The following is a 25,456-nucleotide window of genomic DNA, read 5'->3' as shown; positions in this document are numbered from 1 at the left end:
AATTCCTTTAAAAAGAGATTTAATTTTACCAGAAAAACGGAAGAAAGGCTATTGCAGCAATCGCACCAATAGCAAGTCCAGCCCCGAAGCCACCCCAGCCATAGCCATAGCCATAACCTCCATAATTACGGCCGCCTAAAGGTCTAAGGAATACACGACCAGGAGAAACACGATCGATCACTCCACGGTGAACGGCTCCATTGCTCATTCTAATTTGCACAGGCCTTCCAATTCCTCTTCTGCAAGTTTCATAATGACCCATAAATACACCTCCACGCTCATATTTCCAGTACAAGATTAGATTATGTCCAAAAAATAAAAATGGTTAGGTTTTTGCTGTGGTGCATTTGCGGAAGTTTTTAGGCGTAAAACGACAATCAAAAACATTTGGGGACTCATACTATACATCAGATCTTAAACAAAGAAGGGAAGTTGTCACGTGTCCTACACTTATCATGATATGCTAGCTGCTTATGAGATAGGAAATGCACATCCAGGCGGCCGCAGACTCACACAGGAACTTATAAAAAGCTTACCGATTACATCATCTTCTTCCGTACTTGACCCTGGCTGCGGTAGGGGAGAGACATCCATTTATTTAGCTGAAAACTTTCACTGTCATGTATCGGCAATTGAGCAAAATAAACAGATGGCAGATCTAGCACGGAAAAATTTTCATGAGCATTCTGTTTCAATTAATCTGCATATAGGGAATGTAGAAAGTATGCCTTTTAAAGATAAATCTTTTGACTATATTTTGGCTGAATCTATCACAGCTTTTACAAATGTAAAACAAACGTTATTAGAATATGAGCGAGTCTTAAAGTCGACAGGAATCTTATTGATGAATGAAATGACAATTGAAGAGGAATTACTAGATATAGAGAAGGAAGAACTAACACAATTTTACGGAATGAAGAGCCTGTACACAGAAAATGATTGGAAGAAAGAATTAGCGGAGGCTGGGTTTAAAACAGTCGATATTATAGAGGGAAAAACCATACTGCAGGAGCTTGAAGAATATATTCCCGGAGAAGAAGACAGCAGTCCTCCAAGAATTCACTTAAATAAAGAGTTAGAGGACAAGATGTCTGTACATCAAGAACTTACTTTACATTTTGCCGAGGTGCTGGGCTATAGAGTTTTTAAGGTGACAAAATAAAAGTAAAAGTTGTGCTTAAATAGAAAACTGTCTCATATAGTTAACTAAAAAAGCAAAACAAATAAAGTGGAGAAAAATTAAATGCTCCAAATTTTTCTCCATAATAATCCAAACCAATCATGATTATCACTGAGTGCAGTCTGATAATGATGTTCGGACACATTAATGAAATCAGACATCCTTCCTTGGAAGACAAGCTGAAAAGGATTGCTGTGCTGTAAATCATGGGGCGTAACAAAGCATGCAGGTTTATTCAGGTTAACAACATTTCCCTCAGAAAGAACGGTAGAGACAAACTGAGAACAGAAAAAGGCATGAGATCGATTAATTTTCATATGAAACGGCAACGCAAATACCCCTAGCAGATTATACCTATATCTGTGCTTTTCCATTTCAATCTTTGAGATAAATTCCTGCATTTTCTGATATTGTTCTTCTGTAACATGGCAGGAATATATTGCACATGATGCATTTTGCAATAAACCTTTCGAAACACTTTCCTTAACAAATCCTCCGATAAATGGATTTCTTTGACGTTTTCGCCCGAAACTGTATACTTGCAGAAAATGCGGATCAAAGGAAAGGGAAGCATGATTGTAAGGCTTTCGCGTATACATTTTTATTAATCTAGTAAACATGGTTCCTGTATCAGTTAAAATCAAATAGATTTTGCGTTCCACAATCATATCTCCTTTTAAGGCAATTTATTCTGTATGTATTAGGATTACTACTGATAGTTTAATGAATACTATAATGGAAAGAAAATTTCTAAGTAAAATGGCACTTATCAGTTAGATCGTAAATTACCCTGTCATATTATATTAACATCCTATCAATAGACCTTAATGTGAAAAAGGAGCCAGAGATTTAATATAGTCTAAGACTTGAGGCTTATTGAGCAGCAGAAGTGTTTGTATGTATGACGATCGAAGTACTTGTTTTGTTTCATTTTTTTCATATTTTACAAAAAATTAATAATATAAAAACATTTAATCTGTCTTTCATCACAAAGAAAAGGGTAATTAGACCTATGTTTTCCTTTGTCATATGTTCTATTTCTGATTATTTTCATGAAACAGGAAGATCTCAGTAAAATAATGATTATATAAATGGTATAATATTTGAAGGAAAATGTTGCTGAGTGAGAAAGTGTATATTGGTAAAGAATAAAGAGTATTGCATTTATAAGTACGTGAAGGGAGCTAGTTGATACAGAGTGAGATTTATTAAAATGATCCCGAATATGATGACACTCGGGAATTTATATTGCGGTTTTTTATCTATAGGGTTTGCTGCATATGGACAATACAACAATGCTGCAATCTTAATTATAATTGGTATGATGCTTGATAGTATGGATGGACGTGCAGCCCGAATGCTAAAGGCAGATAGTACATTAGGGAAAGAGCTAGATTCTCTTGCAGATATCGTAACTTTTGGGGTTGCACCTTCATTTCTGGTTTATTATACATATTTTTCTCAATTTGGCATGCTGGGTATGGCTATTTCAGGCCTATTTCCGTTATTTGGGGCATTTAGACTTGCTCGATTTAATATTAGTACGAGTAAAACCAATATGCACTATTTTATTGGAGTCCCCATAACAGCTGCTGGTGGTATTTTGGCAATTCTCACATTGTTTGGTCATAACCTTCCCAACATTGTCACAACCGTTGTATTTACCGCCCTGTGCTTTCTTATGGTAAGCAGAATCCGAATCCCAAGCTTTAAAGAAATACCTTTGCCTAAATACGGAACAATTGTGACGATCTTTTTGGGATGCTTGTTATTTGTCCTATATAAAGGAACATACAATTCATATCCATATTTAATTTATATAGCAACCCCTCTATATATTGCTTATATTGCTTATATGTTTAAAAAGGGGAAAGAGAGAAAAGAAGAATAATGAAAATGCCTTGCATTCATATATGCAAGGCATTTTTTATGTGCTTAATAAGTAAGTTTTAAACTTGTCCCCAAATTCTAGCGTTCGTTCTTTTACTTATAAAAAACTTTATCAATATTGTATTCAGCATGTAATGTATTGATGATATAAGTTTCATAAATTTCACGTTCCATTGCATCTTCTACAAGGATGATCGCAATTTTATAGACATCATCACGGTACTTTTTAATTGGAGAAACATTATCTTCAAAATGCTTTTTCACACGCTGTCTTAATTTACGTGCTTTACCTACAAACATTAAATTTTCATCTGCATCTAAAAATAGAATGAGACCGCCTTTATCTCTTGGGATTTTATGATAATCAACAAATCCGTAGTCATTGCTGATGACTGAAGAAGATTGATCAGGCTGCTTTTTTGTAATCACTAGGTTTGGTTCTGGGATATCAATTTTTATCATTATTATCACTTCCTATTCTGTTGTAAATAGTACCATAAAAATGAAAGAAATAAAAATCTCAGAAAAGAAAATCAACTTGCATTACGTTAAACCATCTTACTTACATTTACCCGTCCGGAGAAGAAGGTTGCACCGTCGCCCATATCAGAGAGACGATCAGGTGTTAATGCGTTAACGAGCTGTATTTTTCCATCCTGATCTGACCATAGCCCTTGTGTAACAGCGACACCTGGTAAAACAGTTTCTCCTACAGCAGCTTTTAATTCACACATTCCTCTGTCATTCCATACCTTTACCATTTCTCCGTCTTCTATATGCAGTCTGCTCGCATCTGCACTATTTAAATGAACCTTTGGTTCTTTTTCAAGTTTCTGGTGTTTGTCATTATTCGAGAAAGTACTGTTTAAAAAGTTATGGTTTGGTCCTGGTATAAACATAAACTCATAGTCACCATCAGGCTTTATAGGTACGTATACTGGCAATGGATCATATCCATCTTCGATCATTTTTTCAGAGTAAAGTTCAATTTTGCCGCTTGCAGTCGGAAGGTTTTCCAATAGTGCCAGATTTAGATCAGCCTTCATAAATTGATGTTCCTTTAATCCTTCAAATGTAATATGACTGATATAAGGATTTTCCTCATAGTTTAAAGACATCTGAATAAGTTCTTCATCGGTTGCTGTAAAAGCTTCATTAGTTATGCCCATTTCTGCGGCCAGCAGTCTGAATACGTCAGTATTGGATTTTGCTTCACCGAACGGTTCAATTACTGGCTGCTGCAGCTGAACATAATGATGCCAATAGGATGCTAAGAAATCAGTATTTTCATAGGATGAAGTGGCAGGCAGTACAATATCTGCCATCTTCGCCGTTTCAGTCAGGAACAAGTCATGAACTACCAAAAACAAATCGTCACGCTGCAGACCTTCCCGCACTTTATTTGCACTTGGTGCGACAATTGCCGGATTGCTGTTATAAACAAACATGGAACGCACTGGATCAACTGTTTGAAGCAAGGCATCACCGATTTGGTTCATATTGATTACACGTGTATTTTTGTCTGTAAGTAAATCCGGACGCTGCAGCTGATCTTCATTGTGTGCAAGAAAACCTGAATTCGATTTAATGGCTCCTCCGCCTTTTTTAGCCCAATGGCCAGTGACAGCAGGCAAACAGGAAATAGCCCTTGTTGCCATTCCTCCATTATCATGATGCTGAAGGCCGTTTCCAATCCGAATAAAAGCGGAATCAGATGTTCCGTACAATTCAGCAAGCTCATAGAGGTCTTCTAATGGTACACCAGTGATCTCAGCTGTTTGTTCAGGAGAATATTGTCTGACATGTTCTCTGAGCTGTTCGTGGCCAATTGTATGCTCCTGCATAAATGCTTCGTCAACTATATTTTCTTTAAAAATAATATGCATAAGTCCTAATGCAAGCATTCCATCTGTACCTGGCTTTATGGGAATAAACCAATCAGCAAGCCTGCCGGTTTGGTTTTTGTGCACATCAATGACCACAATTTTTGCACCGTTTTTTCTGGCCTTCTGAGCAAGCATGACCTGGTGCATATTGGTGCTCACTGCATTAATTCCCCAGAAGATGATCAGTTTTGCATGAACCGTATCCTCTGGGTCAACGCCAATATTTCCTCCCATTGTATACGAATAGCCTTTTGTTCCGGCTGATTGGCATATCTTGCGGTCAAGTTGTGAAGAACCTAGTGCGTTAAAAAATCGCCGGTCCATTCCCTCGGAAGTAATAAGACCCATATTGCCATAAAAACTATACGGCAAAATACTTTCAGAGCCATGGTCCTCAATGAGTTTTTTCCAGCGGGAGGTTATCTCGGAAATTGCCTCATCCCATGAAATACGGGCAAACTTGCCTTCTCCTTTTTTTCCAATTCGTTTCAAAGGGTATTGCAAGCGATTTTCATCATATAAGCGGTTTGTCATATGTCTCACTTTATTGCAAATACTTCCCTGTGTTACTGGGTGATTGGGATCACCTTCAATTTTCGTAATTTTTCCGTCTTCCTTATGAACAAGCAGTCCGCACTGATCTGGACAATCGAGAGAGCATACAGATGGAAAGACGCCATTTTTTTGATCAATATATGATGACATAAGAATGTACTCCTTTACTGAATGTCAGACTGTTTTATTTATGAGGTCAAAACGGAAGTTGAATTATGTTTGCATATGATGAAGAACCATCATTTTTATCACAGAATAATTCAGGTCGCTGTTGAAAGAGGAGATTGTTAAAACTCATAAAGAATTAGTGAAACAGCCTAACACATCTAGATAAAATATAAATTATTACTATCATAAGATAGTTTATTGCAACCCGCAATAAGAACGTTTTGGATAAAAGGGGGGACTCTAGAATTTCGTATATTTAAAAGCTTTTTATTCTCTCTTTCCAAAGGAGAATAGCTTATAAGATAATATAGGTTGTTTCGAGATCCTAAATAAGTTCTAAACAAGGAGTGTACCATGCATCAGACAAATTCAACGATGGAAAAAATTAAACAAATCACGGTTCTTTTACTTCCTATATTAATAACTCAGCTTGGGATGTTTTCAATGGTGTTTTTTAATACCATTATGTCTGGAAAGTATAATTCAGCTGACCTTGCTGGAGTTGCCATTGGCACATCTATTTGGAATCCGATCTTCACAGGTTTAAGTGGTATATTAATAGCCGTGTCACCGCTAGCTGCACAAAAATTTGGTGAAAAAAAGAAGGATGATGTTGCCTCCATTGTTAAAAATGGTGTGTATTTAGCCATAATCATTGCTTTAATTGTACTTACAGCTGGCAGTTTATTTTTAAATGAATTACTGCTTTTTATGAATTTGGAGCAGCATGTTCATCAGACGGCTTACCATTACTTAATTGGTCTTAGCTTTGGGATTCTGCCGCTTTTTCTCTTTAATGTATTACGTTCATTTATATATGCACTTGGTAAAACCAGAGTCATTATGGTCGTTTTATTATTGGCATTGCCAATCAACTTAGTTTTAAACTATGTTTTCATTTTTGGAGCTTTCGGTTTTCCAGAATTGGGAGGTGCTGGAGGAGGATATGCAACAGCCATTACATATTGGTTCATTCTAGCCATGACCTTGTTTATCGTTATTAAACAAGAACCTTTTTCACAGTTTAGGATTTTGAAGAATATGAGCGGCTTTGATCCTAAAGGATGTGCAGAGATTTTAAAAATAGGTGTGCCAATGGGATTATCAACTTTTTTTGAAACGAGCATGTTTGCTGCTGTAACCATCTTAATCAGCAAGTTTAGCATCACAACTATAGCTTCCTATCAGACAGCATTAAATATAGTCTCTTTCTTATATATGATTCCGATTAGTGTATCAATGGCATTAACGGTCTTAGTAGGTTATGAAGTGGGGGCTAAGCAGTATAAAGATGCAAGAATTTATAGCTGGCTGGGAATTAGCATGGCCATGCTTGTTGCGTTTTTTACTGGATTATTAGTCGTTTTATTCCGAGAGCAGGTAGCAGGACTATACTCAAATGAACCAGCAGTTATAGCGTTAACAGGCAGTTTTCTAATCTACGCTTTATTTTTTCAAGTATCAGACGCTCTGCAGGTTACCGCATTGGCAGCGTTACGCGGGTACAAAGATGTGAATATAGCATTTGTAATTACTTTAATTGCCTATTGGGGGATTTGTCTGCCTCTTGGCTATTATCTTTCACATTTTACAGAGATGGGGGCGACAGGCTACTGGATTGGTTTAACTGTGGGGCTGCTGGCTGCCGGGATTGCACTTATGGGAAGATTGCTTCTTATTCAGAAGCGTTTTAAAATTAGAGCCAGTATAAGTAATGCTTAGAATGAAAACTGAGATATTACTGTGAAATTAGTGGAATTAAGGTAGTTTAAATATAAAAAAAGTGAACAACAACCTGGACTTTACGAAGCCAGAATAGTGGCAGCGGCTTCTTATATATGAAGCTAAAAAAAAAGGCTGGAAAATATTAAACCTAACAACTTAATCAAGAGAGGGAATTCTCTCGTCTTTAACTGTTGCTTGAGATTGAAATTATTAAACAAGATTGAAATGAAGCGGAGGACATTTGACTCCAGAGGGAAATAAGGGAAAGAGTAACACCCGCCATTCCGAGGAGAGTCAGCTTCTTCTCTTCGGAAAGCGAGTGCCCGATGTGTAATGGAACGGACTTGTTTTATTTAAGCAATACTATTATATTCTTTTTTGCAATAGTGATTAAAGTTTTGTCCCATTTTATAATTCGCCAGATTGTCCCCAATCTGTATATAAACCAGTTCCATTGCAGCCATGACAATTTATAGATTCACTATTATACAGATACATACTTGCCGGAAAAATTAGAAATCCTCTGCCATTGCAATCTGGGCATTTATTATCTTCTTTCATTCTAGACATATGTTCTTCATACTTTGCATTTTTCCATTTTTGAAAGGAACCAAACAATCCCATTGCTATGCACCTCACATTTTTCCTTATTTTGTATAATAAATGTTGATTTTATACATTATATTAAGAGTAAAACAAAATGGTTTATGCTCATGAGGTGTGATTGAAAATTTTATATGCAATTTCAAAAAAATAGGAGTATAATATCCCAATAATAGCTATAAAGCTAGAGGATAAACATACTCGTTAAAAAAGGAGTCTTTGTAATGGAGATATTGCAGCAGTTATTGGACACATATGCCTCATTTTTTGACTGGAACATGTGGGGAGAAGTATTAACCGATCCAGTGTCATGGGGATACATTGGCACATTGGTTGTGCTGGAAGGGCTACTATCGGCAGATAACGCTCTTGTCCTGGCTGTAATGGTTCGTCCGCTGCCAAAAGATCAGCAAAAGAAAGCATTAACATATGGACTTTTCGGTGCATATTTTTTCCGGTTTTTATTTATAGGATTAGGCATGCTGCTTATTAAGTTCTGGTGGATTAAAGTACTTGGTGCGGCATACTTAGCGTGGCTTGTTGTCAAACACTTTTGGCTTGGAGAGAATGATGAAGAGGTTACAGAGAAAAAGAACAAAGGCTGGCTCACTAGAACCTTCGGTGTTTTTTGGGCAACCGTAATCTCAGTAGAATTATTAGATTTAGCGTTCTCAGTTGATAGTATTTTAGCAGCATTTGCTGTTTCTGAAGAGGTTTGGATCCTCCTGATTGGCGGTATGCTTGGGATTTTAATGATGAGAACAGTTGCAAAAGGGTTCTTATACTTAATAGAAAGAGTTCCTGAACTTGAAAACACAGCTTTTATCCTTATAGGAATTATTGCAGCAAAAATGCTTCTTAGCGTTTTTGGGATTGAAATAGGTCATATGGTATTTTTCTCAATTATCATATTAGCCTTCTTATGTACCTTTGTTGTTCATTTCTTAAATAATAGACATAATCACCATGATAAAACGGTTTAAATACAATTAAATTTAGATTGTATCTCTTATAAAATAACCATTTTAACCAGAACAGAACGGCGCCACGCAAAATGGCGCTGTTCTGTTTTTTTCAATGATCATCTGTTTTCCATTATCCAAACTAAAAATAATCTTGCACATGTTCCTATGATTTGAAGCACAATCACTTAATAGAGAATCAATTGGAAAAGCGCTTACAAAATAGGAAGTCTGTACTATTGTAAACTTATGTCAAACTTTTTAGAATAATTATATATTTCAGAAAAAGGAGAGGTGAAACGAAAATGGAAAATACGGCTAAAGAGCTGCAGAATAATGAAGAACAAATAAACTATGACCAAATTGCCAATAGTTCCGAATTTAAGCAGCTTATAAAGCAAAAGAAAAAATTCCTCGTCCCAATGACCATATTCTTTTTAGTCTTTTATTTTACTTTGCCGATCTTGACATCCTATACGACAATACTGAATCAGCCAGCCATCGGCTCAATCACATGGACATGGGTTTACGCTTTCGCACAATTCATTATGACATGGGCTTTATGTATGATTTATGTAAGAAAAGCTGCAGGTTTTGATCAGAAGGCAGATGAAATTGTTGATCAGTATACAGGCAAGGGAGACCAAACAATATGAGTACGATTGGATTAAGCTTATTTGTTTTAATCGTTGCTGTGACGCTAGTGATTACTTATTGGGCTGCCAAAAGGACAAATACAACTAGTGAATTTTATACGGCTGGAGGTGGCCTGACAGGCTGGCAGAATGGGCTTGCTATTGCAGGTGATTATTTATCTGCAGCATCATTTCTGGGAATCGCGGGAGCAATTGCCTTGTTTGGCTTTGACGGTTTCTTTTATTCAATTGGTTATTTAGTTGCCTATTTAGTAGTTTTATATATTGTAGCGGAACCTCTGCGCAACTTAGGGAAATACACCATTGCAGATATGATCAATGCGCGTTTTGATCAAAAAAAGGTACGCGGAGTAGCAGCATTGAGCACAATTACTATCGTCATTTTTTATATGATCGCACAGCTGGTTGGGGCAGGTGCACTTATACAATTACTGTTAGGCATTGACTATTGGATAGCAGTATTGTTGGTTGGCGTTATGATGACCACATATGTTTTATTCGGCGGAATGACAGCAACGAGCTGGGTGCAGATCATTAAAGCGGTTTTGCTGATGCTTGGTACTGTTATTATTTCGGTTCTTGTATTAGCCGAATTCAATTTCAACATATTTTCTATGTTCGAACAAATGAAAACGCTGACAGAGCATGGAGAGAGCTACTTAAATCCTGGAGTCAGATATACGAATTCCTTAGACACGATTTCAATGATGGCAGCACTTGTGCTCGGTACGGCTGGTTTGCCTCATATTTTAATGAGATTCTTCACCGTAAAAGATGCTAGAACAGCAAGAAGCTCTGTTGTAACGGCTACATGGGTAATCGGTATTTTTTATATTTTAACCATTTTCCTAGGTTTTGGAGCAGCAGCGTTTGTAGGTTCAACAGACATTATGGCAGCCAATTCAGCTGGAAATATGGCAGCTCCACTGCTTGCGCAGGCACTTGGCGGCGATCTGCTCATGAGTTTTGTCGCAGCAGTTGCATTTGCCACGATATTAGCAGTAGTTGCAGGATTAGTATTATCAGGTGCTTCAGCTTTTGCCCATGATATTTACGGACAAATTATTAAGAAGGGCAAGATTACGGAGAAAGAGCAAATGCTGGCTGCCAGATATGCGTCTGTTGCGGTATCCGTTTTATCTATTTTGCTAGCCCTCTTTGCGCAAAAGATGAATGTTGCTTTCCTTGTTTCATTGGCGTTCTGTGTAGCAGCAAGTGCGAACTTGCCAGTGATCATCTTTACGATTTATTGGAAGCGGTTTAACACTGCTGGCGCCATGACTGGTGTAATCACTGGATTAGTCACAGCGTTAGTGCTTGTTGCGATTAGTCCAAGTGTTCTAAGTCCAGAAGCTGGGGCTGCGATCCTTACGGGAGAACCAATTTTCCCATTAACAAATCCTGCTATTGTATCCATACCAGCAGGTTTTCTCGGAGCTTACATTGGCACGATAGTCTCCAATAAGAGGGATGAGAAGAAATATGCAGAAGTCATGGTAAAGGCTAATACAGGATTAAAATAAGTCAAAAGAGGTTGGGTCATAAGTATTTAATACTCTTATTGAACCGAATGACTAGGAAGATGATCTTTCTAATCATTCGGTTTTTATTTATCATTATAAAATATATTATATTTACTTGAGTGAAATGGAGCGAGGGACCGCAGCGCAATGGAACGGTCTTTGTTATAAGGTGGTTATTTTAGTTTTGTTTTACCCTCTTTCCGCTTTAGATGTAATTTCCTAAAATTAGTGAATCCCTATTGACTTACCTTAAATAAGTATGATAAATAATTTATGTTAGCACTCTTGCTTTTAGAGTGCTAACATAGAATGAGAAAGGGGAGATTATAATGGAAAAAATGCAATTCCAGGCAGAGTCTAAACGTCTTTTAGAAATGATGGTTAATTCTATTTATTCTCAAAAGGAAGTTTTTCTGCGAGAATTGATTTCAAATGCAAGTGATGCGATTGATAAGATTTACTATAAAGCTCTAACAGATGAAAATCTAACATTTTATAAAGACAGCTATTACATAAAAGTAATTCCTAATAAGGAAGATCGTACATTAACGATCCGTGATACTGGAATAGGAATGACAAAAGAAGAACTTGAAAATAACTTAGGTGTGATTGCTAAAAGCGGCTCCTTAGCATTTAAGTCTGAAAATGAAATCAAAGATGGTTTTGATATTATCGGCCAATTTGGAGTTGGCTTTTATGCTGCGTTTATGGTTGCAGATACTGTTACGGTGATTACAAAATCTCTGAATAGTGACGTGGCGTATAAATGGACATCTGAGGGTGCAGACGGGTATACAATCGAGCCTTGGACAAAAGAAGATGTAGGAACAGAGGTTATCTTAACTATTAAAGATAATGCCGAAGAAGAAAATTACGATGACTACTTAGAAACATATCGACTGCAATCTATCATAAAGAAATATTCAGACTTTATTCGTTATCCAATCAAAATGGATACAGTCAAAAGTACCCTCAAGGAAGGCACTGAGGATGAATACGAAGATGAAACAATAGAAGAAACCATTAATAGTATGGTTCCAATCTGGAAAAAGAATAAAAGTGAGTTAACAGAAGAAGATTATGAATCTTTTTATCATGAAAAGCGATATGGATTTGATCAGCCGCTAAAATCCATCCATATTAACGTTGATGGAACGATCAGATATAATGCTATTTTATATATTCCTGAAACCGTTCCATTTGACTATTATTCAAAGGAATTTGAAAAAGGACTTGAGTTATATTCCAGCGGTGTATTGATTATGGATAAGTGTTCAGATCTGCTCCCGGACCATTTTGGATTTGTTAAAGGGCTGGTCGATTCTGAGGATCTTTCTTTAAATATCTCCCGTGAAATGCTTCAGCAGGATCGTCAGTTAAAGCTGATTGCCAAAAATATCAGTAAAAAAATTAAAAGTGAATTGCAAAGCCTATTAAAGAATGACCGGGAGAAATATGAAAAATTTTATCAGTCATTTGGCCGCCAGCTTAAATTTGGCGTATACAATGATTTTGGTGCTAACAAGGAAGCATTGCAGGATTTGTTAATGTTCTTTTCTTCTAAAGAAAAGAAGCTCGTTACGTTGGATGAATATATAGCCAGAATGCCTGAAGATCAAAAATACATCTATTATGCTACAGGTGCGACAAATGAACGCATTAGCCGATTACCGCAAACAGAGCTTGTAGCCGATAAAGGCTATGAAATTTTATATTTCACTGATGACGTGGATGAATTTGCGATTAAAATGCTAATGACCTATAAAGAAAAGGAATTTAAGTCTGTATCCAGTGCAGATCTTGGGATTGAAGAAGACGAGCAGGATGACAATGAGGAAAATAACCAGCAATACGCAGATCTTTTCGAAAAAATGAAGCAATTGCTGGAAGGAAAGGTAAAGGATGTCCGTCTATCTAAAAGATTAAGAACACATCCAGTCTGCCTCACTGCTGATGGAGAAGTAACGATTGAAATGGAAAAAGTCCTTAGCATGATGCCGGACAACCAAAATGTACAAGCTGAAAAGGTATTAGAAATTAATCCGAACCATGAGGTAATGAACGCACTGCAGCAGGCATTCAGCCAAGATCAAGAAAAACTGGCATTGTATACAAACCTTCTATATCATCAAGCATTACTTATTGAAGGCTTGCCAATTGAAGATCCAGTGGAATTTACCAACAATATTTGTAAGGTAATGATTTAAACAGCACACTGGCAAGAAACTTAGACTAAGTGTTTCAGTCAATAAGTAGCCCGAATTATTAGCAGGTCTTATGATCTGTTTAATGGTTTGGGTTTTTTGTGTTTGATTGAATTAAATTAGGTGGATTGGAGCAGAGGACACCCCATTCGGATAGAAGCTGTGAAAAGATAAGACCCAGCATGCCTGCCGATGAAGCAAGGTAGAAATTTCGACTTTTGTTATCTGGGTGATCTTGCTGTAACGCTGAAGACAATACACCAAACCGGTATAAATAAAGTCAAGTAAACATTAAAATGAAAAGGCAAGAATTCATAAGACTTTTTACCCTGAAAAGGTTTAAGGTTTAAACATAGATGAGCCAATAGTTTGAATTGACTAAAAAATGGATTAAAATAGTGTGAAGATCTAAGAAATGAAGCTAAAATATGAAGAGAAGAATGGCAATGAAGAAAGGGCACTCTAATGAGACAGCTTTTGTAAAGGGGAGTAAATGACAGATGAATTTACTTATACGCAGCATGACGGAGGGATATGCCAAAGAAATATTAGAATGGAGCTACGAAAAACCATATGATTTTTATAATATCGAGCAAGAGGAAGGTCAGTTAGAAGAGCTATTAGATGGCACTTATTTTGTGGTTGTGAATAATACTGATGAATTATACGGATTCTTTTGTGTAGGCAATGCTGCAAAGGTTCCTGCAGGTCACCAGGCTAATGCATATGCAGATAACTGTGTGGATGTCGGATTGGGAATGAAGCCAGATCTAACTGGGCAGGGTCATGGAACAGCCTTTTGTACACTGATTTTGGAATTTATCCAGCGTGCCAATCCTTGTTTGCCGTTAAGGTTAACAGTTGCTCATTTCAATAAGAGAGCTATTAAACTATATAAAAAACTTGGCTTTGAAATGGCAAGATTCTTTAATACAGACAATGGACTTTTTGTAACAATGATTAAGAATGATACGATTGAATAATCATATTCCTTTTCAATTACTGCAGAACTTATAACATTTCTAGATATAATTATAATCGAAACATAGCCTTTCATTTTTCATCCTTTATAATACGATACAAAAAAGTGGCGTCCATTGCAGACGCCACTTTACTTAATTTATTAAGCTGTTTTCTTCACAATAAAGCTTATATATAATAGTAATGATATAAAAACAGATATAGCGGACACAACATAAATACTGCTGTAACCAAGCCAGTGTGCTACTTGGCCAAAAGTTATGGCACCAATTCCCACACCCAAGTCAAAAAAGGAAAAGAACGTGGCATTTGCCATGCCTCTGCGATTTGCTGGTGCTTCCTTAACAGACCATGCTTGAAGAGCCGGCTGAACGGTACCGAAACCTAAACCATATAAAACAGCAGCTGCATACAGAATAAAACTATTTGGCAGCCATGCAAGCAAGATCATTGCTGCAATAATCAGCAGCGCTCCGGGAATAAATACGGCCCGATGCCCTTTTTGATCATATAATCTGCCAGCAAATGTTCTGCTTATTAGCAATGCCACTGCATATAGCAGGAAATACCATTCAATTCCAGTCACCTTGCTTTGCGCTGCATAGATCGGCAAAAATGACGCGATGCCCCCGAAAGTCACTGTAATAAAGAATAATAACAATGAAGGCTGAAGCGCACTCTTTTCATAAACATCCCATTTTCTTTTTTCAGTAACAGGCTGCTCTTCCACTTTTTTGTAATTAATATTAACTGCGAGTAACAGTGCAGTTAATCCTAAAGCGCCGCAAATGAGAAATAACTGCTGAAAGGATAAAACCCCTACAAACGCTAGGCCTAACGTCGGTCCAAAGGCAAGGGCGATATTACCGGACAGCCCATAATACCCCATTCCCTCACCACGGCGTTTAGCAGGTATGATATCAGTTGCAATTGTGCCTGAAGCAGTGGTGGAAAACCCCCAGCCTATTCCTTGAATAATCCGAATGGCAAGCAAAAGAGTTAAGCTTGCTGCAAAACCAAATGATCCAACAGATAAAACAAAAATAGCTAGACCAATTAAATAAACATATCTTCTCCCTTTCGTTTCTAATGCATGACCAGCATAAGGTCTCAGCAATAAAGCAGAGAAAGTAAATATGCCTACAACAATTCCGATAAGCTGATCATTTCCGCCTAGCTCTTCAACAAAAAGCGGCAATGTTGGCAATGTCATTTGAAATCCGAGGAATACAAAGAAATTGGCCAGACAAATAAATACAAAGTCTTTTGTCCAGATTTTCTCGGGCTTTCCTTGTGTGCCTGCATGTTCTGCTTGTTTTGATTGCCCCATACATACTCCTCCTATTGGAAACATTTGTTTAATGTATTTAGCTTTCCTAAATACAACAAACACTATTTTACATGAAACTGCTAGAAAAGCATATCTAAAAACCAAAAATATCCTTGATTAATCTAAATGTTTAAGTACAAGACTGCTGTGGTAACTTATAAGTACAGGAAGAAAAAAGAATTGAAAAATCAGAAAACTTTTGCTATAATTGAAAAAAGTCAAGGGGTTGATTTCAAATGGAAAAGCACACGCTCTATTCACCGCATCAGTCTGAGGAAAACATGGTCTCACACCTAGCGGAAAAGGTGTTAAATGAAGCATTGCTGACGTATAAAATCCAAAAGCTTCGCAATGAAATTGATAAGACCCTCGAAAATCGCGACCAGGCATTATTCATGAAATTGACAGAAGAATTAAATGACCTTACAGAACAATTAAATTAAATCTAATCAAACAGCCCCAAGCTTTAGAGGGGGCTGTTTTTCTGTGTGTGATGGATTACATCAAAATGATAAAAGGGGTATAAGCATGAGTACGATAAAAATTGGAAGTTATAAAAGCGGGGCGAAAAACTGTATAACTGATGTGGAGGGAGTAAAGGTCGGACACGTGACCATTGACGAGCAGTATAACTCCTCTAATAATTATGCCTGTACAGGTGTGACGGCCATTTTGCCGCATAGCGGCAATCTATTTAAAGAAAAAGTAATCGCTGCAAGTTATATTATAAACGGTTTTGGTAAAACAACTGGACTTGTACAGCTAAATGAGCTTGGCTTATTGGAATCGCCTATTATGCTGACAAATACATTCGGTGTTCCAGCTGTAACACAAGGAACATTACAATATATGCTGCAGCAAAACGAGGAGATCGGTGATACAACAGGAACAATTAATATTGTTACAGGTGAATGTAACGACAGCTATTTGAATTCAATTCGAATTTTCCCGGTAAAACCGCATCATGCCATAGCTGCAATTGAGGAGGCAAGTGATATATGTGAAGAGGGTGCAGTCGGGGCAGGCAAAGGGATGGTTTGTTTCGGGTACAAAGGAGGGATTGGCACTGCTTCCAGAAGGATTCCTTATACAAGTGATCAAGATTTTATGTTAGGCTGTCTCGTGTTAAGTAACTTTGGAAATCCAAAAGATTTTAATTATAGTAAATACATACATGATATAAATCAAGATTCAATACATAAACCTGAGGATGGTTCCATCATTATAATCATAGCGACAGATGTACCCTTAAGCGACAGACAGCTTAAACGAGTTGCCAAAAGGAGCACTGTAGGGCTTAGCAGGACGGGGAGCCATATAAGCCATGGAAGCGGAGATATCGTCATTGCCTTTTCAACCGCTAATAAAGTGCCCCATTTTTCAGCCGATTCATTTGCTGAACATGGTAAGGTAATCCGGGAAGAGCAGGGAATGATGGATGATATTTTCGCAGCTACTGCGGATATGGTTGAAGAAGCAATTATATCTTCATTGTTAAAGGCAAAAACAACGATTGGAAGGAATGGAAGGACTGTTAAATCAATAATCGGATAAATAAGTACTTCTTGCCGGAAAATCTGCTGATTTTTCCGGTTTTTTTTATGGTAATTATCTCATACTAACGAATGTAAATATTGGCATTACTGCTAACATTCTCTTTCTGGAGTGTGGATATATGTTTAAATCAAGAAAAAAGGATAAATCTTCAGCAGAGAATAAGAAGCCTGCAGAAACCATCCAAACGGTATTTAATGATTTAAGTGTGTCAGATGACTTTAAACAATCATCTGTGGCTAATCGCAATAGATCTTTTTTTATTGGATTTTATGAAACCCTTACCGATGCTGAAATACTTCACAATGATATTCTTCCGAATGTCCAAAAAGCGATGGCGATTGATGAATTCACAGCTTTGCTTCCTTTTGAAGAGATCATTATATCAGAAGATGTGACAATTGTTCGAGATGCTGTGCTTCAAGGTTCTGTTTGTATTTATAACAGTAATAATATGCAACAGTTTTGTCTTGTTAAAGCCAAATCTGCGAAGGAGAGGCAAGTAGCTCCTCCAGAGGTAGAATTCAGTGTGGTTGGTCCTAAGGAATCTTTTGTGGAGAGCTATGGAACGAACATTCATTTGATCCGAAAAAGATTGCCGATTTCAAATTTGGTTGTAAAGGAAAGAACAGTTGGAAAGCTTTCAAAAACCAAGATAGGTGTATTGTATATTGAGGGAATTGCCAATAAAGAAAATTATAATACCGTTCTTCAGAGGATAGAAGACTTGAAAATAGATCAAATAGTGGATAGTTCATACCTAACACAGCTTATTCAGGATAATCAGCATTCTCCTTTTCCTCAATTTATTGATACAGAACGGCCGGATCGTATTGCGAGTGTGCTGGGGGAAGGAAAAGTTGTCATTATAGTGGACGGAGCTCCGCATGCGTTAATTGGACCAACAACCATTTTTGAATTCTTCTCAGCATTTGAGGACTATTATTTAAATTGGCTGGTGGCGTCGTTTTTCAGATTAGTCCGTTTTTTTGCCGTATTATTCTCTATCCTTGTTACACCTCTATATGTAGCAGTTTTAACTTATCATTATGAGCTGATCCCAAAGGATATGGTTAGTACACTTGTAACATCACGGACGGCTATACCACTTCCGCCCATTCTGGAAGCTCTTATACTTGAATTAGCGATCGAATTACTGCGTGAAGCAGGTGCGAGACTGCCAACTAAGGTAGGTCAAACAATTGGTATCGTTGGCGGGATCGTAATTGGAACTGCTTCTGTAGAAGCAGGTTTAACAAGTAATGTTCTATTAATTATTGTCGCTTTGGCTGCCTTGGCTTCATTCACCACCCCCGTCTATCAAATGGGCAATACGATCCGATTAATCCGATTTCCGTTTCTGCTTATGTCTCATTATATTGGACTAATCGGTGTGGCTATTAGTTTTTGTTTTTTACTGATTCATCTTTTGCGTCTTTCTTCATTAGGAAGACCTTTCCTTGAACCTCTTTATCCTTTGCGTGTTTACGATTTAAAGGATGCCCTGATCCGTTTGCCCTTTTTGTTTCAATCTAAGCGCCCGATCGAAACACAAACTGAAGATACACTTAAATTTGATTCATCTAAAGCAAAACACAAAAATGATGAAAATTGACTTCATGAGAAATGAGCGATTGTAATGGAACAAAAAGAAGTACAAGTTTCACCTTTTTTAGTTTTCTTTTTAATACATGGAATTCAAGTTGGAGTGGGAATCTTAGGTTTTCAGCGAATAATTATCAAATCAGCCGGCAATGATGGCTGGATTGCTGTTATTGCAGCAGGGATTATTGTGAGTTTAGTTATTGCCATTCAGTATAATCTGTTAAATCGTCACAAAAATGATATCTTTCAAATTCAGAAGGAGTTATTTGGAAAATTTATTGGATCATTGTTCGGGTTAATCTGGATTGTTAATTGGATTGTACTAACAGTTACGGTTTTAAGAAGTTTTATTGAGGTTGTAGAAGTATGGGTTTTCTCAACCATAAACATATACCTATTTGCCTTAATCTTTGTTATTTTGATCTATTATTGCTTAACAGGGGGATTTCGAGTAGTTACGGGAATATGTGTATTAGGAACTATTATTCCGCTGTATTTATATTTGACTTTTTTATTTCCTCTTAAATACACACATATGCACAATTTGCTTCCCATCTGGAATCATTCAATAAAAGAAATGAGCGTAGCTACAAAAGATATGGCGTTAAGTTATTTAGGATTCTCCACGCTTTTGATGTATTACCCTTATATTAAACATGCTAAAAGTTCGCAAAAATGGGCTCATTACGGAAATATACTTACATGTTTCATTTACCTTTTCCTCATGATTATTACAATAGGTTATTTTAGTGAAAAACAAATTAGTCATCATATCTGGGCGACATTATCTCTCTGGAAAATTGTTGAACTTCCTTTTGTCGAAAGGTTTGAATATATTGGGATAACCTCGTGGGTTTTAATGATTTTACCTAATATTTGTTTATTCGTTTGGGCAGCAGCACAAGGGATTGGGAGAATAATTAAGATCAAACAAAAGAAGGTTGTTCTGTTTATTTTATTAATTGTTTATATTTTAACGGTTTTAATCAATGGACGAGATCAAATAGATTCACTTAATCATCTTACGGCAAATCTTGGTCTTTACATGTTATTTGGTTATATACCAATTATATGCCTCTATTCTTATGTTAGATCCAAGTTCAAGGAGAAGAAAAAATGAAGAGAGTCCTAACTTTTATTATAGTTCCAATAGCTGCCTTTTTATCCGGCTGTATGGATATAGATACCCAAATACTAGATGAAATTCAGTTATCTTCCGCTACAGGTTATGAATTAGCAGGGGAAAATCAATTTGAAGTTACAGTTGTTTATCCAGTTTACGAAAGCGGCGGTATCGTAAAAAATAAAACGCTAACAACCACTGGTGATTTAAGTAAAGAGGTGCGTGATAAACTGAATTTAAAATCAGAAAAACCGATGGTAAGTGGGAAAATTGAAGTAGCTCTATATAGTAATGAATTAGCTGAAGAAGGAATCTCATCTATTCTAGATACACTTACTAGAGACCCTTCAGTTGGATCGAATGTGATGATTGGTGTGGTAGATGGCAGTCCCAAAGCCATTTTAGAACAGCAATATGGAGAAACAGACAATGGGATTTTTTTATCTGACTTAATTGAACAAAATACAGAAGCGGGCATAATCCCAAAAACAAATTTGCATCTATTTATGTATGGTCATTATGCAGAAGGAAAGGATCCAATCGCACCAATAATTGGCTTATCGGAAGGGGAATTAACATTAAAGCAAATTGGCTTATTTGATAGTTATCGTCTAGTTGGACGTGTTGGAGAAAAGGATTTTTCACTCTTAAGAGTATTGATGGAGCATAAAAGTAAAAAGGATTCTTTTTCACTCGACTTAAATGAGCACGAAAAAGTATCCATTTCAGTTATTGGCAGCACTCTTACTTACAGCATTCCAAACCCGATGGAAATGAAAGATATTCACCTTCACTTAAAAATGGATGCCTTTATTCGCGAGTATATTGATGGCGGATTAAAAGAAATCAAAATTAAAGAAATTCAAAAAGCTTTTGAAAAGGATATTAATGATAGAGGAGAAGCTCTTGTTAAGTATTTTCAAGAATTAGGCATTGATCCACTGGGAGTGGGTGAAGAAGTGAGAACTAGAACCCGCAAATGGGACGTGAAAAAGTGGAATGATATCTATTCCGCCATTACTATTCAATTGGAGACTGAGATCAATATTGTTGAAACGGGCGTGTTAGAATAGGTGCATTTACTGCTGCTCCAATGATTTTAAAGTATTAAAAAGCTGTTTAAGGCCAAAGAGGCCAATAATACATTTTTATGCTTAATTGTTCTTGATCTAATGTGTAAGCATTGAGGAATATGTTAGGATAGGTTAGGGACAGTTTTAAAAAATAGTATTCTGAACAGACAATTGGAGGGGTGGATGATGATTAAATTCGGTGTGATTGGTACAAACTGGATCACTGAAAGTTTTCTAAGGGCAGCAGGAGAGATCCAGGATTTTAAATTACAAGCTGTTTTTTCCAGGACAGAAGAAAAGGCCAGGAAATTTGCAGAACAATATGGTGCAAGCACGATTTTTACAAATTTGGAGGAAATGGCTAAAAGCAATGATATAGATGCTGTATACATAGCTACTCCTAACTCTTTGCACGCAGAGCAGGCCATTCTGTTCTTAAACCATCAAAAACATGTACTATGTGAAAAGCCCATTGCATCCAATGCCATAGAGTTTAAGCAGATGGTGCAAGCCGCCAAAGAAAATAACGTGCTGCTTATGGAAGCTATGAAATCTACATATATGCCTGTTTTCAACGAGGTAGAAAAGCAATTAGAACGAATTGGACAAGTTCGTAAATATTTCGCCAGCTATTGCCAATACTCATCAAGGTACGATGCATATAAAAATGGTCAAATTCTAAATGCATTTAATCCAGCATTTTCGAACGGTTCCTTAATGGACATTGGCGTATATACCATTTATCCTCTTGTTAGATTGTTTGGAAAACCAAAGGAAATACAGGCTTCATGTATAAAGCTAGATACTGGTGTTGATGGTCAAGGCAGCATTATTATGAAGTATGATGATAAAGAGGCAGTTGTCTTCTTTTCGAAGATTGCTGATTCTAATCTGCCTGCTGAAATACAAGGAGAGAAAGGCAGCATTATGATTGATCGAATCAGTTCTCCTCAAAAGGCTGGAATCGTCCTTAGAGGCGGCGATGCACAAGATCTTACGGTATCACAAACGTTTGATCCTATGTATTATGAAACAAAAGCGTTCATTGACTTGATTAAAAATGGGGAAACAGAATCTAAAATTAATTCATTTAAAACATCTCTTGAAGTGTTAGAAATCATGGATGAAGCCAGAAAGCAGATGGGGATTGTTTTTCCAGCTGACGAGAAGGCAATAAATATCTGAAGTGAAGCAACCGTCTCGTAGATCGTTATAAGGTAATGAGAACCTGAAATATCACATTAAAACCTGTTATATAGTAAGCTTAAATGGAAAACCCAAATGATTAAAAGACTTTGAATTTATCGTCTGTCTAATCGTTTGGGTTTTTTATGTTGAATTAGTTAAGACTGCTAAAATAGCGTTCTAATAAATCAATAATTCTATAAAGCAGTTTTTCTATGCTAACAGACACTTCTATGTTGCTGCTGCAGTTATTAGGACAAATATAAAGAATCCGAGCATTGCAGCAAATCCTACAGGCAGTCCAAATTTAGCCCATTCCTTGCTTGTAATCTGCAGTTTGCCTGCAGAGATGATATTTGGAATATTTCCAGGTATCAACATGCCACCGCTTAATAAAAGCCCCATTAAGATCATTTGCACGGTAAAATGTGACATGGAAGAACTAATTTCAGCAGCAGCAAGTGTGGCATTATCCAGGAGAGCAGAAATAATATTAATCCAATACAAATAGTAAGGATCAAGATTAAGTAAATAGTGATTGATTAGTGGTTCAAAAGCTGCACCAAGGAAGGTTAAACCCATGACAAAAAAGTAAATCTTTAATGCACGAACAAATATCTCTTCATAGTTTTCTGTGTTCGGTCTCTTGCTGAATGACGCTTTACCATCCGCTGGAGGATGAACAAAAAGTATGGTCAGAAAGGCAAAGAAGATAATAACAGCAATCACCTGAGGTCCAATTAAGGTGAACAATAAGAAAAAGTCCCCCTTTAATTTGCTCACGGCAATGGTGGCTAATGGTTCGCCGATAGGAGTTAAGGCTGCCCCAGATCCAATCGCAAAACATGCCAGTACAACAAATCTAACTTCAGAAGCTCTGTCCAGCCTTAACGCACTTACAACAACGACAAGAACTAATGCAGCAATAATAGCTGTTATAAAACTTGAAATAATACCAAGTAAGATCACAACACTTGCAGCAAATAAACGGAAAGGCATTTTCTGACTAAAACGGATGATTGATTTTTCCAAAGGAACCTGCAGCCATTTAAATAATAATCCTGCAATAAATACGGCAATGGCAATATTAATTGGATCACTAGCTGCCTTAACAAAAAGGGCGCCGTCAAACACTCCGCTCACGAAAGCTGCCAGTAATCCCATCAAGAATAAGAAATATTCTAAGTTTTCCTCAACGACTCTTACAGTAAACGGTAATAACATAACGAGCGCAAAAATAATGAGCAATCCAAAAAACATAATCAAACTCCAATTATTTGTATTTCCACACTAGTACGCGGATGTTTGATATATATGTTTTAAATTGGACAAACTTTACAACTAGTTCATTTTATTCTCTTATATACTGTTAAGAGCTGTACCGTTAATATTGAATTCCGGCTCTTTCATCGCCAGCTTTGATGTTTGACGTTCAATGCCTTCTTCTGTTGAAATTGAAAAGCTTTCAGTTTGTGCTGAGGTGGCCCCTTTCTGCTCATCTAAACGTGAATAAATGAATGTATCCATCATGCATCTCCTTTCATAGTTGAACAAAAGAGGCTGTGCATCCTTCTGCTCAGTGTGTTTTTTTATTATATTTATATTCTTTACCTAGTGTGTAATAAAATTAGGGATTTTTTCTAATTAATTTAATTCTTTATGCTTCTGTTATGCTTAAAGGGTACGAAGATTTGAATAGAGATACTGAATATTATTGTCATATAACGAAAAGTCCTTGTATAATATTAATAATGGTTTTTAAAACAAAGAGGAGTTTTTATATATGGAAATTTTAATATCTTTTTTAGGACATGTAGCAATCGCTATCTTTCTGGCACTTAACGCTCCTAAATACGGGAAGAGTCCTGTTTTATGGGGGATATTTGGCTTTTTCTTCGGAATATTGGCTTTAGGTATTTATTTTGTACAGACAGGAAAGAAGTTGATTGGATGGATTCTTATTATCATCTTCTCTATGATTATAATTTTAATCTTCATATTTTTTTCAGTCCTCATAGCCTTTATTTTTAGTTCATTCAGTTAACCTATGCTGCCTAAAGCTTAGGTTTTCTTTATATAAGCTTCTTAAATTATTGTTTGTGCAATGCTCCATCACTGCGGTAGAATAAAGGGTATGAATTTCGTTGAGTAGGTGATGTTTTTGAATAAGAGAAAGCTGCATGTTATGGATATAGCTCATCATCTCTTTATTGAAAAAGGCTTTCAGGCAACTTCTATACAAGAAATATTAGAAAGCAGCAGGATTTCTAAAGGTACTTTTTATAATTATTTCTCCTCTAAAAGCGAATTATTAATTGAGATTATAAAATGGCTCCATGAAAAACTCGAAGACGAACGAAGTGCCATGCTTATAGGAGAGGATCTGAAGAATAAAGAGGTATTTTGCAAGCAAGTGGTTATTCAAATGAAGAATAATAAACGAAATAAGCTTTTGAATTTATATCGTGAAATTTTTGCAAGTAAGGATGCTGATCTTGTCCGTTTTATTAAGCATCGTCAAGTAATGGAGATACGCTGGTTAATGAAACGATTCAGTGATATTTGCGGTGAAGATAAAAAGCCATATTTACTTGATTGTGCAGTCATGTTTTTAGGAATCGTCCATCAAAATATTCAATATAACAGATTAGATGAAGACGCAGATAACGATCATATAGAAAAAGTAATAGAATATAGTGTAAATCGAATCTTATATATGGTTGAGGAAGTATCAGTTCATGAAGCACAGCTGTTGGATCCTGCGATTATAAATAAATGGCTTCCGACACATTCACAGGAAGAGCTGGAACTCAATGAACGTATTGATTTGCTTCATGCACAGCTTCAAAATATTATCCATAATTCCCATTTTAGTGCTGAAGAAAAGGATCGGCTGACAGAGCTGATCGAATTTATTAAAGAGGAATTATTTGAAGTAAAGAAGGTAAGGCATTTTGTAATTGAAAGTGCACTGGATTCAATATCGGCTAATGAGGTTATAGCGCAGAATGTTTATTTTCAAAGATATATGGATGTCATCAGGCAGAACATTCATTGACGTGAATTACACATTGATTAGGTATTCAGTGATTATAATATTTCATAGAATACATAAAAAACCAGCAGATGTTGTGAACTGCACCCCAATTGTTAGACACCATCTAACAATTGGAGGTGCAGTTTTTCTATGGCTAAATTTACTGCTGAAGATAAATTAGAGGCTGTTCAACGATATTTAAATGAAAATGAGAGT

The 25,456-nt window shown here is 36.6% G+C and carries 24 protein-coding genes; 16 read left to right on the top strand and 8 right to left on the bottom strand.

Annotated elements, in window-relative coordinates:
* Window positions 1-25: 25 nt before the first annotated feature.
* The gene (locus tag F7732_RS04965; protein ID WP_151572692.1) at window positions 26-262 is read right to left on the bottom strand and encodes a hypothetical protein; all 237 of its coding nucleotides are present in this window, start codon (window positions 260-262) and stop codon (window positions 26-28) included.
* Between the two features lie 177 nt (window positions 263-439).
* Between F7732_RS04965 and F7732_RS04960 the strand changes: the two genes are divergently transcribed.
* On the top strand, window positions 440-1,162 hold the full coding sequence (locus F7732_RS04960; RefSeq protein WP_151572690.1) for a class I SAM-dependent methyltransferase: 723 nt from the start codon (window positions 440-442) through the stop codon (window positions 1,160-1,162).
* Between the two features lie 77 nt (window positions 1,163-1,239).
* On the opposite strand, the gene F7732_RS04955 is transcribed toward F7732_RS04960, so the two are convergent.
* Complete coding sequence (locus tag F7732_RS04955; RefSeq protein WP_240056541.1) at window positions 1,240-1,848, bottom strand: hypothetical protein; 609 nt, start codon at window positions 1,846-1,848, stop codon at window positions 1,240-1,242.
* 530 nt (window positions 1,849-2,378) lie between these two features.
* On the opposite strand from F7732_RS04955, the gene pssA reads away from it, so the two are divergent.
* Entirely contained in the window at window positions 2,379-3,071 is a 693-nt protein-coding gene (pssA, locus tag F7732_RS04950; protein WP_066444906.1) for a CDP-diacylglycerol--serine O-phosphatidyltransferase, read from the top strand.
* A gap of 92 nt (window positions 3,072-3,163) precedes the next feature.
* On the opposite strand, the gene F7732_RS04945 is transcribed toward pssA, so the two are convergent.
* Together F7732_RS04945 and F7732_RS04940 are read right to left on the bottom strand one after the other, a co-directional pair.
* On the bottom strand, window positions 3,164-3,532 hold the full coding sequence (locus tag F7732_RS04945) for a nucleotide excision repair endonuclease (protein ID WP_151572688.1): 369 nt from the start codon (window positions 3,530-3,532) through the stop codon (window positions 3,164-3,166).
* Window positions 3,533-3,618: 86 nt separating this feature from the next.
* Window positions 3,619-5,661, bottom strand: coding sequence for a molybdopterin-containing oxidoreductase family protein (locus tag F7732_RS04940; protein WP_151572686.1), 2,043 nt, complete (start codon window positions 5,659-5,661; stop codon window positions 3,619-3,621).
* Window positions 5,662-6,033: 372 nt separating this feature from the next.
* Here F7732_RS04940 and F7732_RS04935 point away from each other — a divergent pair, with 372 nt between their 5' ends.
* Entirely contained in the window at window positions 6,034-7,401 is a 1,368-nt protein-coding gene (locus F7732_RS04935; RefSeq protein ID WP_151572684.1) for an MATE family efflux transporter, read from the top strand.
* A gap of 411 nt (window positions 7,402-7,812) precedes the next feature.
* On the opposite strand, the gene F7732_RS04930 is transcribed toward F7732_RS04935, so the two are convergent.
* Window positions 7,813-8,028, bottom strand: coding sequence for a methionine aminopeptidase (locus F7732_RS04930; RefSeq protein WP_151572682.1), 216 nt, complete (start codon window positions 8,026-8,028; stop codon window positions 7,813-7,815).
* 203 nt (window positions 8,029-8,231) lie between these two features.
* On the opposite strand from F7732_RS04930, the gene F7732_RS04925 reads away from it, so the two are divergent.
* The 5 genes from F7732_RS04925 to F7732_RS04905 all read left to right on the top strand — a co-directional run bounded on the left by F7732_RS04925 (window position 8,232) and on the right by F7732_RS04905 (window position 14,335).
* Window positions 8,232-8,990, top strand: a complete 759-nt coding sequence (locus F7732_RS04925; RefSeq protein ID WP_151572680.1) for a TerC family protein — start codon at window positions 8,232-8,234, stop codon at window positions 8,988-8,990.
* A gap of 284 nt (window positions 8,991-9,274) precedes the next feature.
* On the top strand, window positions 9,275-9,625 hold the full coding sequence (locus F7732_RS04920; RefSeq protein ID WP_151572678.1) for a DUF485 domain-containing protein: 351 nt from the start codon (window positions 9,275-9,277) through the stop codon (window positions 9,623-9,625).
* Complete coding sequence (locus F7732_RS04915) at window positions 9,622-11,148, top strand: solute symporter family protein (RefSeq protein WP_151572677.1); 1,527 nt, start codon at window positions 9,622-9,624, stop codon at window positions 11,146-11,148. Before F7732_RS04920 ends, F7732_RS04915 begins: the two co-directional genes overlap by 4 nt.
* 329 nt (window positions 11,149-11,477) lie before the next feature.
* Entirely contained in the window at window positions 11,478-13,355 is a 1,878-nt protein-coding gene (gene htpG, locus F7732_RS04910; protein ID WP_151572676.1) for a molecular chaperone HtpG, read from the top strand.
* A gap of 497 nt (window positions 13,356-13,852) precedes the next feature.
* Entirely contained in the window at window positions 13,853-14,335 is a 483-nt protein-coding gene (locus F7732_RS04905; RefSeq protein WP_151572675.1) for a GNAT family N-acetyltransferase, read from the top strand.
* A gap of 140 nt (window positions 14,336-14,475) precedes the next feature.
* Here F7732_RS04905 and F7732_RS04900 read toward each other — a convergent pair whose 3' ends face one another.
* Window positions 14,476-15,663 (bottom strand): MFS transporter, encoded by a 1,188-nt coding sequence (locus tag F7732_RS04900; RefSeq protein WP_151572674.1) that lies wholly within the window; start codon window positions 15,661-15,663, stop codon window positions 14,476-14,478.
* Window positions 15,664-15,899: 236 nt separating this feature from the next.
* Between F7732_RS04900 and F7732_RS04895 the strand changes: the two genes are divergently transcribed.
* From F7732_RS04895 to F7732_RS04870, 6 genes are all read left to right on the top strand, one after another.
* Window positions 15,900-16,106 carry an IDEAL domain-containing protein gene (locus F7732_RS04895; RefSeq protein ID WP_151572673.1) on the top strand — a complete coding sequence of 69 codons (207 nt, stop codon included), beginning with the start codon at window positions 15,900-15,902 and terminating at the stop codon, window positions 16,104-16,106.
* 85 nt (window positions 16,107-16,191) lie between these two features.
* Window positions 16,192-17,217 carry a DmpA family aminopeptidase gene (locus F7732_RS04890; protein ID WP_151572671.1) on the top strand — a complete coding sequence of 342 codons (1,026 nt, stop codon included), beginning with the start codon at window positions 16,192-16,194 and terminating at the stop codon, window positions 17,215-17,217.
* 121 nt (window positions 17,218-17,338) lie between these two features.
* Window positions 17,339-18,832, top strand: a complete 1,494-nt coding sequence (locus F7732_RS04885; protein WP_151572669.1) for a spore germination protein — start codon at window positions 17,339-17,341, stop codon at window positions 18,830-18,832.
* 24 nt (window positions 18,833-18,856) lie between these two features.
* Complete coding sequence (locus F7732_RS04880; protein WP_151572667.1) at window positions 18,857-19,942, top strand: GerAB/ArcD/ProY family transporter; 1,086 nt, start codon at window positions 18,857-18,859, stop codon at window positions 19,940-19,942.
* The gene (locus F7732_RS04875; RefSeq protein WP_151572665.1) at window positions 19,939-21,018 is read left to right on the top strand and encodes a Ger(x)C family spore germination protein; all 1,080 of its coding nucleotides are present in this window, start codon (window positions 19,939-19,941) and stop codon (window positions 21,016-21,018) included. The genes F7732_RS04880 and F7732_RS04875 overlap by 4 nt, the downstream gene beginning before the upstream one ends.
* A gap of 186 nt (window positions 21,019-21,204) precedes the next feature.
* Window positions 21,205-22,203 (top strand): Gfo/Idh/MocA family protein, encoded by a 999-nt coding sequence (locus F7732_RS04870; protein WP_151572663.1) that lies wholly within the window; start codon window positions 21,205-21,207, stop codon window positions 22,201-22,203.
* 231 nt (window positions 22,204-22,434) lie between these two features.
* Here F7732_RS04870 and F7732_RS04865 read toward each other — a convergent pair whose 3' ends face one another.
* Together F7732_RS04865 and F7732_RS22535 are read right to left on the bottom strand one after the other, a co-directional pair.
* Window positions 22,435-23,463, bottom strand: a complete 1,029-nt coding sequence (locus F7732_RS04865; RefSeq protein ID WP_151572661.1) for an SLC13 family permease — start codon at window positions 23,461-23,463, stop codon at window positions 22,435-22,437.
* 99 nt (window positions 23,464-23,562) lie between these two features.
* The gene (locus F7732_RS22535) at window positions 23,563-23,730 is read right to left on the bottom strand and encodes a hypothetical protein (protein ID WP_161598836.1); all 168 of its coding nucleotides are present in this window, start codon (window positions 23,728-23,730) and stop codon (window positions 23,563-23,565) included.
* A 256-nt stretch (window positions 23,731-23,986) separates the two neighbouring features.
* On the opposite strand from F7732_RS22535, the gene F7732_RS04860 reads away from it, so the two are divergent.
* Window positions 23,987-24,247: a hypothetical protein gene (locus F7732_RS04860; RefSeq protein ID WP_151572660.1), complete on the top strand. Its 261-nt coding sequence runs from the start codon at window positions 23,987-23,989 to the stop codon at window positions 24,245-24,247.
* Window positions 24,248-24,364: 117 nt separating this feature from the next.
* A complete protein-coding gene (locus tag F7732_RS04855) occupies window positions 24,365-25,261 on the top strand; it encodes a TetR/AcrR family transcriptional regulator (RefSeq protein WP_161598835.1) in 897 nt (298 codons plus the stop codon).
* Window positions 25,262-25,456 lie beyond the last annotated feature (195 nt).

The organism is Bacillus mesophilum (assembly GCF_008923265.1).
In the GTDB taxonomy this organism is placed as follows: Bacteria; Bacillota; Bacilli; order Bacillales; family Cytobacillaceae; genus Cytobacillus; species Cytobacillus mesophilum.
Note: the sequence above shows the minus strand (reverse complement) of the source record. Positions and strands in the feature narration are given on the sequence as shown.

What these genes read in the sequence shown, in the direction of transcription:
- F7732_RS04860 (WP_151572660.1), top strand. Translation starts at nt 23,987, where the DNA reads ATGGAAATTTTAATATCTTTTTTAGGACATGTAGCAATCGCTATCTTT.
- F7732_RS04865 (WP_151572661.1), bottom strand. Translation starts at nt 23,463, where the DNA reads ATGTTTTTTGGATTGCTCATTATTTTTGCGCTCGTTATGTTATTACCG.
- F7732_RS22535 (WP_161598836.1), bottom strand. Translation starts at nt 23,730, where the DNA reads ATGGATACATTCATTTATTCACGTTTAGATGAGCAGAAAGGGGCCACC.
- F7732_RS04905 (WP_151572675.1), top strand. Translation starts at nt 13,853, where the DNA reads ATGAATTTACTTATACGCAGCATGACGGAGGGATATGCCAAAGAAATA.
- F7732_RS04935 (WP_151572684.1), top strand. Translation starts at nt 6,034, where the DNA reads ATGCATCAGACAAATTCAACGATGGAAAAAATTAAACAAATCACGGTT.
- F7732_RS04900 (WP_151572674.1), bottom strand. Translation starts at nt 15,663, where the DNA reads ATGGGGCAATCAAAACAAGCAGAACATGCAGGCACACAAGGAAAGCCC.
- F7732_RS04945 (WP_151572688.1), bottom strand. Translation starts at nt 3,532, where the DNA reads ATGATAAAAATTGATATCCCAGAACCAAACCTAGTGATTACAAAAAAG.
- F7732_RS04965 (WP_151572692.1), bottom strand. Translation starts at nt 262, where the DNA reads ATGGGTCATTATGAAACTTGCAGAAGAGGAATTGGAAGGCCTGTGCAA.
- F7732_RS04890 (WP_151572671.1), top strand. Translation starts at nt 16,192, where the DNA reads ATGAGTACGATAAAAATTGGAAGTTATAAAAGCGGGGCGAAAAACTGT.
- F7732_RS04955 (WP_240056541.1), bottom strand. Translation starts at nt 1,848, where the DNA reads ATGATTGTGGAACGCAAAATCTATTTGATTTTAACTGATACAGGAACC.
- F7732_RS04925 (WP_151572680.1), top strand. Translation starts at nt 8,232, where the DNA reads ATGGAGATATTGCAGCAGTTATTGGACACATATGCCTCATTTTTTGAC.
- F7732_RS04940 (WP_151572686.1), bottom strand. Translation starts at nt 5,661, where the DNA reads ATGTCATCATATATTGATCAAAAAAATGGCGTCTTTCCATCTGTATGC.
- F7732_RS04920 (WP_151572678.1), top strand. Translation starts at nt 9,275, where the DNA reads ATGGAAAATACGGCTAAAGAGCTGCAGAATAATGAAGAACAAATAAAC.
- F7732_RS04875 (WP_151572665.1), top strand. Translation starts at nt 19,939, where the DNA reads ATGAAGAGAGTCCTAACTTTTATTATAGTTCCAATAGCTGCCTTTTTA.
- F7732_RS04895 (WP_151572673.1), top strand. Translation starts at nt 15,900, where the DNA reads ATGGAAAAGCACACGCTCTATTCACCGCATCAGTCTGAGGAAAACATG.
- F7732_RS04930 (WP_151572682.1), bottom strand. Translation starts at nt 8,028, where the DNA reads ATGGGATTGTTTGGTTCCTTTCAAAAATGGAAAAATGCAAAGTATGAA.
- F7732_RS04885 (WP_151572669.1), top strand. Translation starts at nt 17,339, where the DNA reads ATGTTTAAATCAAGAAAAAAGGATAAATCTTCAGCAGAGAATAAGAAG.
- F7732_RS04880 (WP_151572667.1), top strand. Translation starts at nt 18,857, where the DNA reads ATGGAACAAAAAGAAGTACAAGTTTCACCTTTTTTAGTTTTCTTTTTA.
- F7732_RS04870 (WP_151572663.1), top strand. Translation starts at nt 21,205, where the DNA reads ATGATTAAATTCGGTGTGATTGGTACAAACTGGATCACTGAAAGTTTT.
- htpG (WP_151572676.1), top strand. Translation starts at nt 11,478, where the DNA reads ATGGAAAAAATGCAATTCCAGGCAGAGTCTAAACGTCTTTTAGAAATG.
- F7732_RS04915 (WP_151572677.1), top strand. Translation starts at nt 9,622, where the DNA reads ATGAGTACGATTGGATTAAGCTTATTTGTTTTAATCGTTGCTGTGACG.